This window comes from Exiguobacterium sp. TNDT2 (assembly GCF_003331145.1).
Lineage (GTDB): Bacteria > Bacillota > Bacilli > Exiguobacteriales > Exiguobacteriaceae > Exiguobacterium.
The window spans coordinates 1-6,684 of record NZ_QLVE01000046.1 but is presented as its reverse complement, the minus strand read 5'-3'; the positions used below and the strand labels follow the sequence as shown (position 1 = coordinate 6,684).

The 6,684-nt window shown below is 52.4% G+C and carries 6 protein-coding genes; all 6 read right to left on the bottom strand.

Features of this window, described 5'->3' with window-relative positions:
* Window positions 1-33: 33 nt before the first annotated feature.
* Window positions 34-555, bottom strand: a complete 522-nt coding sequence (locus tag DPV68_RS14115) for a GNAT family N-acetyltransferase (protein WP_114167413.1) — start codon at window positions 553-555, stop codon at window positions 34-36.
* 133 nt (window positions 556-688) lie between these two features.
* Complete coding sequence (locus tag DPV68_RS14110; protein ID WP_114167412.1) at window positions 689-2,596, bottom strand: PTS fructose transporter subunit IIABC; 1,908 nt, start codon at window positions 2,594-2,596, stop codon at window positions 689-691.
* A complete protein-coding gene (gene pfkB / locus DPV68_RS14105; RefSeq protein ID WP_114167411.1) occupies window positions 2,593-3,522 on the bottom strand; it encodes a 1-phosphofructokinase in 930 nt (309 codons plus the stop codon). Before pfkB ends, DPV68_RS14110 begins: the two co-directional genes overlap by 4 nt.
* Complete coding sequence (locus DPV68_RS14100) at window positions 3,519-4,265, bottom strand: DeoR/GlpR family DNA-binding transcription regulator (RefSeq protein ID WP_114167410.1); 747 nt, start codon at window positions 4,263-4,265, stop codon at window positions 3,519-3,521. Before DPV68_RS14100 ends, pfkB begins: the two co-directional genes overlap by 4 nt.
* A gap of 139 nt (window positions 4,266-4,404) precedes the next feature.
* Window positions 4,405-5,316: an alpha/beta hydrolase gene (locus DPV68_RS14095; protein ID WP_114167409.1), complete on the bottom strand. Its 912-nt coding sequence runs from the start codon at window positions 5,314-5,316 to the stop codon at window positions 4,405-4,407.
* Between the two features lie 87 nt (window positions 5,317-5,403).
* Window positions 5,404-6,606, bottom strand: coding sequence for a zinc-binding metallopeptidase family protein (locus DPV68_RS14090; RefSeq protein WP_034777462.1), 1,203 nt, complete (start codon window positions 6,604-6,606; stop codon window positions 5,404-5,406).
* Window positions 6,607-6,684: the final 78 nt, after the last annotated feature.

The window sequence follows — 6,684 nt, the reverse complement described above, 5'->3', positions numbered from 1 at the left end:
AAAAAAAGCACACGACAGTAGAGTCGTGTCCGATTATGCGCCGACAATCGCGTCGTGATTCCCTTTTGTCCATCCGTAGGCGACTTCACGGAGGGCAAGTTCCCCGAACAAGCGCTCTTTCGCATCGATGACTTGCCCGTCACGTTGCTCATAGAACGTGCGATACGGGTTCAATTCGAGCGCCCAAATGATGAGCCCGTGATTCGACATCGCTTGGATCGCTCGCTCCAGCAATAGCGAACCAATCCCGTTACGCTGATGGTCCTCTAGAATGTAAATCGCATAAATCTCATTCGGATGGTCCGGATATTCGCCCGTCCGTTCTTCCCCGTAAAGAACGAACCCGACGATTTCCTCTTCGACGATGGCGACAAACCCTTCGACTTCTCGTTTCGCGAGGGCGCTGCGGACCTTTTCAGACCACTCGATCGCGTTCGAACCGAGCTGCAAGAGAAAGTCGGTCGGCACAATTCCCCGATAGGTTGTGCGCCATCCGTTCACCCTCACCCGCGCAATCCCGTAAGCATCTTTTGGCTCGGCTTTCCGTATGAGCATCCGTACCCCCTCCTTAGCGTAAGTTTTACAAGTATTTTACCACAAATCACCCAATCGAAATCAGACTTCTTCCAGATTTGACTGACAATCATTTGACAAAAAACGACCGTAGGAAATCCTACGGCCGTACTGGTCAAGCGACGTTACGCGTTGTTGTAGTTTGCGTCTCCGTCAATGGTTTTTTCAAGAATGAGAGGAGGAGTGCTCCAATCAAGGCTCCGGCGAGAATCGCGAGGGCGTAAAGTCCCATGCTCATGACGACGTTTCCAGCTCCTTCAAGGAGTGGGAAGACGAAGATCCCACCGTGGGGCGCTGGCAATTGGATAGCGAAGAAGGCTGACAACCCACCAGCGATGGCCGATCCGAGAATCGCTGACGGTAACACACGGATCGGGTCGGCCGCTGCAAACGGGATGGCTGCTTCCGTGATGAACGAGGCACCCATGATATATGCTGTCTTCCCGGCTTCACGTTCTTGTTTCGAGAACTTTTGACGAGCGAACACTGTCGATGCGAATGCGACGAGGAGCGGTGGTACCATCCCACCGGCCATGACAGCTGCCATGATTTCTTGGTTACCGGCAGTGAGTGCAGCTGTACCAAAGACGTAGGCTGTCTTGTTAATCGGACCGCCCATATCGACGGCCATCATTCCACCGACGATAACACCGAGCAAGATGGCGTTAGCGCCGCTCAGGCTGTTCATGACATCCATCAACCATGTCATGAAGGCTGCGATTGGTTTATTGACAACAAGTAACATGATCATACCGGAAATAAATGACCCAAGTAACGGATAGAGCAATACCGGTTTAATTCCTTCAAGCGAGGCCGGTAGTTTAGAAAGTGCTTTAACCAAGAAGAGGACGACATATCCGGCAAGGAAACCAGCGATGAGTCCGCCGAGGAATCCGGCGCCACCTTGGCTGGCTAATAAACCAGCGACAAGACCTGGTGCGAGACCTGGACGGTCGGCGATTGACATCGCGATGAAACCGGCAAGAATTGGGACGAGGAAGCTAAAGGCTGCCCCACCGATTGTATTGAGTTGGGCGGCGAATTCGTTGTATGACGGGTCATCCGGGTTTGCCGAGTTGATGCCCCAGAAGAAGCTGATGGCGATCAAGAGACCACCAGCGACGACGAGTGGGAGCATCGCGGATACCCCGCTCATCAAGTGCTTATAAATGCCTGTGCGCTGTTCTTTCGTCCCACCTGACGAACCAGTTCCCCGATACACCGGTGCGTCTTGTTTGACCGCCCGGTTGATCAACTCTTCTGGCTTCCGGATGCCTTGGGCGACTGGGACTTCAATGACGTGTTTACCGGCGAACCGGTCCATCTCGACGGCTTTATCAGCCGCGACGATGATGGCTGTCGCTTTCGCGATATCAGCCGCTGTCAATTCATTCTTGACGCCAGTCGATCCGTTCGTCTCGACTTTCATATCGACACCCATCGCGTCTGCTTTTTGCTTCAAGCTGTCGGCGGCCATGTACGTGTGGGCGATACCTGTTGGACACGCCGTGACAGCAAGGATGTAAGGAGCATCGGCTTGAACCGGCTTCGAAGCGACAGGAGCCGCCTCGGCCGCTTCTTTTTCTTCGATGGCCCGGATGACGTCATCTTCTGACGTGGCCGCATAGAGACGTTCTTGGAAAGCTGGGTCCATAAGGAAAACGGATAATTTCGAAAGTGTTTCCAAGTGTTCGTTATTGGCGTGTTCTCCGGCCGCGATCATGAAGAACAAACGGCTGTCTTGGCCGTCGAGTGCTTCGTAATCGATGCCTTCCGAGCGTCCGAAAGCGATGGCCGGTTGTTTGACGGCTTTCGTCTTCGCGTGCGGGATGGCAATCCCTTCACCGAGTCCGGTCGTGCTTTGTGCCTCACGCGCGAGGATGGCGTCGCGATAGCCGTTACGATCCGATAGTTTGCCGGCGCGATCGAGCACGTCGACGAGTTCTTCGATAACTTCGGCTTTCGAACGACTGCGGAGATTCAGTTGAATCGTGTCCTTTTTAAGAAGGTCCGTGATGTTCATGTTGTTTCCTCCAATCGAGATAGTGGGGTGACGCTGACTTCGCCGACCAAGCGGTCCACGTCTTCTTTTGTGCACAGCCCGAACGTATATGCAGACGCGCTGCCGGTCGTGACCGCATAGCGGAACGCCTCAGTTGCGTCGTGGTCGAGAATGTTGGCAACGAATCCGGCGACGAGAGAGTCGCCTGCGCCGACCGAGTTGACGAGTTTGCCACTCGGTGTGTTCGCCGTATAAGCGCCTGAAGCGTTGACGAGCATGGCACCGTCACCGGCGAAAGAGACGATGACGTTTTGGGCGCCGCGTTCGACCAACTGCTCCGCGTATGGGAGTGCCTGTTCGAACGTCTCGATGTCTGTATCGAACAGTTCACCGAGTTCATGGTGGTTCGGTTTAATCATGAGTGGTTTGAGTGAGAGGACTTCGAGCATCGCTTCCTTCGTCGTATCGACGACGAACTCGGCACCGTTTGCCCGAACCGTCTCAGCGAGCGTGCGGTAGAGTGTATCCGGCAGATTGCCCGGAATGCTTCCGGCGAGGACGACGATGTCTCCCGGTTGAACGTGATCGAACTGACGCGTCAACCGTTCAAGTTCCGTGTCCGAGATGACCGGGCCGCTTGCGTTCAATTCCGTCTCTTCTAGCGCCCGGATCTTGACGTTGATCCGCGTCTGTCCATCGACTTCGACGAAATCGGTTTGGACGCCTTTGTCCGTCAACGCCTTCTTGATGAAGTCTCCAGTCGTACCGCCGACGAATCCTAACGCGACCGTGTCGACGTCGTATTCGCGTAAGACGAACGCGACGTTGATGCCTTTTCCGCCGGCACGCTGTGTCGTCTCTTGAATCCGGTTGACTTCACCGAGGACGACTTCAGGGAGAGTGACATAGTAATCGATTGAGGGGTTGAGGGTTAATGTGTAAATCATTGGGCGTTCACCACCTTTGTAATTGATTGAATTGAACTGACGTTTGACGAGTCGCTCCATGTGACGAGTGTGGCCGCTTCGAGCGGTGCCACCCGGCTGAACGAACGTTTCCCGAATTTTGAATCGTCCGCCAAAATATACGCCTCACGGGCCAAGTCGATCGCTGTCTTTTTGACGAGTGCCTCTTCCGGGTCCGGGGTCGTGTACCCGGCTTCTAAGTCTACGCCGTTAATTCCGAGAAATGCGAGGTCGACCCGATAGTTCATCATGCTCTCTCGAGCGTTATAGCCGACGAGTGCTTGTGTCGACCGTTTCAACTCGCCGCCAATCACGAACGTTTTAATATCGAGATCGAACAAGTCGTTGGCGATCGGTAAACTGTTCGTCACGACGATGACGTCTCTTCCGTTTAAGAAAGGAACCATCGCTTGCGTCGTCGTCCCGGCATCGAGATAGACGGACATCCCGTCTTCGATGAACGTCGCGGCCTTCCGTGCGATCGCGACTTTTTCATCGACGTGTTGATCTCGTTTCTCTTCGAACGTCGGCTCTTCTTCGTAGCGGGCCACGAGCGTTGCACCGCCATGAACCCGTTCAAGATAACCTTCGGCTTCGAGGTCGGTCAAATCCCGGCGAATCGTTGACTCCGACGATGCCGTCAACTCGACCAATTCTTTCACTTTGACAATCTTTTGCTCCGACAGACGTTGCAAAATCAGTTGATGTCGTTGTTTCGTTAACATCGTATTCCCTCCGTAGCTCTAATATAAAGCGTTTTCATTTAAAAAACAATCATAAACATTCAAAAACATTCATCTTTTTTTACGTTGTCACAATTATAACATAAAAAACGGTCAATTAGTGACCGTTTTTGGTGGTTCGTTATCGTTTCATCAACCAATCGTTCAATTGATGGATGAGTTCGGGATGAAGCGGTGCTTCGATGGCGTCCCGGTATTCCTTATGGAGCGTGAGGAGCGAGTGCGGGCTCGTCCGCTCGACGAGCAAGTGGTTCATGTCGTGAATGATGTGGCTGTCGACGCCCCCTTTCGTCCGAATCGAATGGACGTGTTCCGGTGGGACTTGGACGTCACGGTCCCCGGTGAGAGCGAGCACGGGAACACGCACATGTTCGAGCCGCTCCCGGACGTCATAGGATGAATGCTCGCGAATCCACTTGGCGTTGACGACTTGGCCGCGGTATTTGAACGCGGCGACGTTCGTCCGCAGTGACCGTTCGAGCAAATCGTCTTGGCGCTGACGAATCTTCTTCGGGACGCCGGTCAATCGATAGAACACGCCCTTGAGTCCTTTCACCGAACCGACTTCAGTTGCAAGTGCGTCGGCTTGCAGCAAAAACATCTTCTTTGAGGAATCGTTGAATCCGGCGAGAAGAATCAGTCCGGCCGCGTTCGTCTCGAGCTGGACCGCCGGGGCGATGACGGCCCCTTCGCTGTGGCCGAGCACATACATGTCCCCTGCGTCCGGCTCCTGTTTGATGGCGTTGACGACGGTGATCGCATCTGTCACTAGGTCGTGCAGCCCGACTTTATTGAAATCACCGTCCGATTCACCGATGCCTTGTTTGTCATACCGGTAGACGTTGACACCCATCTGAAAGAGCGCCTCGGCCAGTTTTTTATACGTGCCGAATTGGGATGGTCCAAGATTGCCGTCCCGGTCGCTCGGCCCGCTCCCGCTGAGCAGGACGACCGTCTTACGGGGTTCGCCGTGGGTCATCCACGTACCGGCCAGTTGTCCATAATTCGTTGTCACATTCAGTTGTCGTTCCATCGTATCGCCTCCCCTTTCATCATACCGAAGTAATGGATCCGTTTCGAGTAAAAGAATAGACCGCCCCATATGTGACGGTCTTACTTCTTATTGGAGAGTTAACCACTCGCTGAGCCATTTAACGTGATCACGCATCGCCTCGTCAGAAAGACGACTGATTGTGTCTTTATCTGTATAAACGTCGTTATGGGCTGTGACAGAATCATTGACGGAGATAACTGGGAACCCGGCTTGCTTGTACTCATCTAAGATTGATACGCCTAGACTCTTCACTTCGACAGGGCCAAAACCAATCCCCTCCATAAACGGATATGTCGTCATCCCACTTGTTTTGAAGAATCGATTCGTCTCCCCTGTACCAAGTATATCAAGTAACATGATGACACGCGGCGTTGTACCTCGATCTTGAAGCATCTGCAAATAGTGCGTACTTGATTCGTATCCATCCCCAGTTCCATTCAAGAAAACGTAGCGGACCGTTGCATCCGTCTCTACGTCATCCATCGCTTGAAGCGTATGGTAGAGCACGGATGCACCACCTAACCCAGTGAGAGCGTGATCGCCATACCAGCTTCCCTCAAGTCGGGCCATGACAATCACTTCTTTGTCAGTCGTGCCAGGTTGCGTAAACTCTACGTAAGGAATTTCGTCTGTGAACGGCTCAATCGCAACCGTTTGACCGTCTTGGAAAGACTCGGCTGTTATTCGGTCGACCCCGGCCCCATTCAAGCGAAGTGCAGCTGAAACGTAAGCGAATCCATATTCTTCCGGAGCATCCGGGTGTGGCGTAATGAGATAACCTGCCGCATTCGCTTCGGCTAATTTTGTAAGATAGCGATTCGCCGCCTCGTCATTAAGGACTTCTCCGTAATAATCGATTTCATACGCATCTTCCATTGCTTCATAAGATACGTCGGTCGTCGGTAGGACGATGACTCTTCCAGCCACATCAGGTATCGGGGCATCCCATTCCAAATGAAGCAGTTCCCCTTCAATTGTCTCTTCAAATGGAATTGTCGCGTACCCATCGTAAAATTCATCATCAATCGTTATAGTCGGCCAATTCGTGTTGAGCGGAGCGTAATGAATCTCACGTTTCATATCGACTGAAGTCTCGTCAGAAACACCAATACCTAACGACTCGAACAGTTCGACATTTTCATGGCTTTCTGCGACCCGATCGTATGAAGCAAAATATTCAGCCGTCTCATAAGGACTTGTTGCCGAGGCCGGATTGAAATAAAGAAAAATAGTAAATAGTGCCGACAGTAGGCTGTACATAATGGTCATCTACGTATCTCCATAAAAAAACTCACCAATAAATGGTTGTATTATCCTATTATATTAAGTGATCTGACAATTGTATAT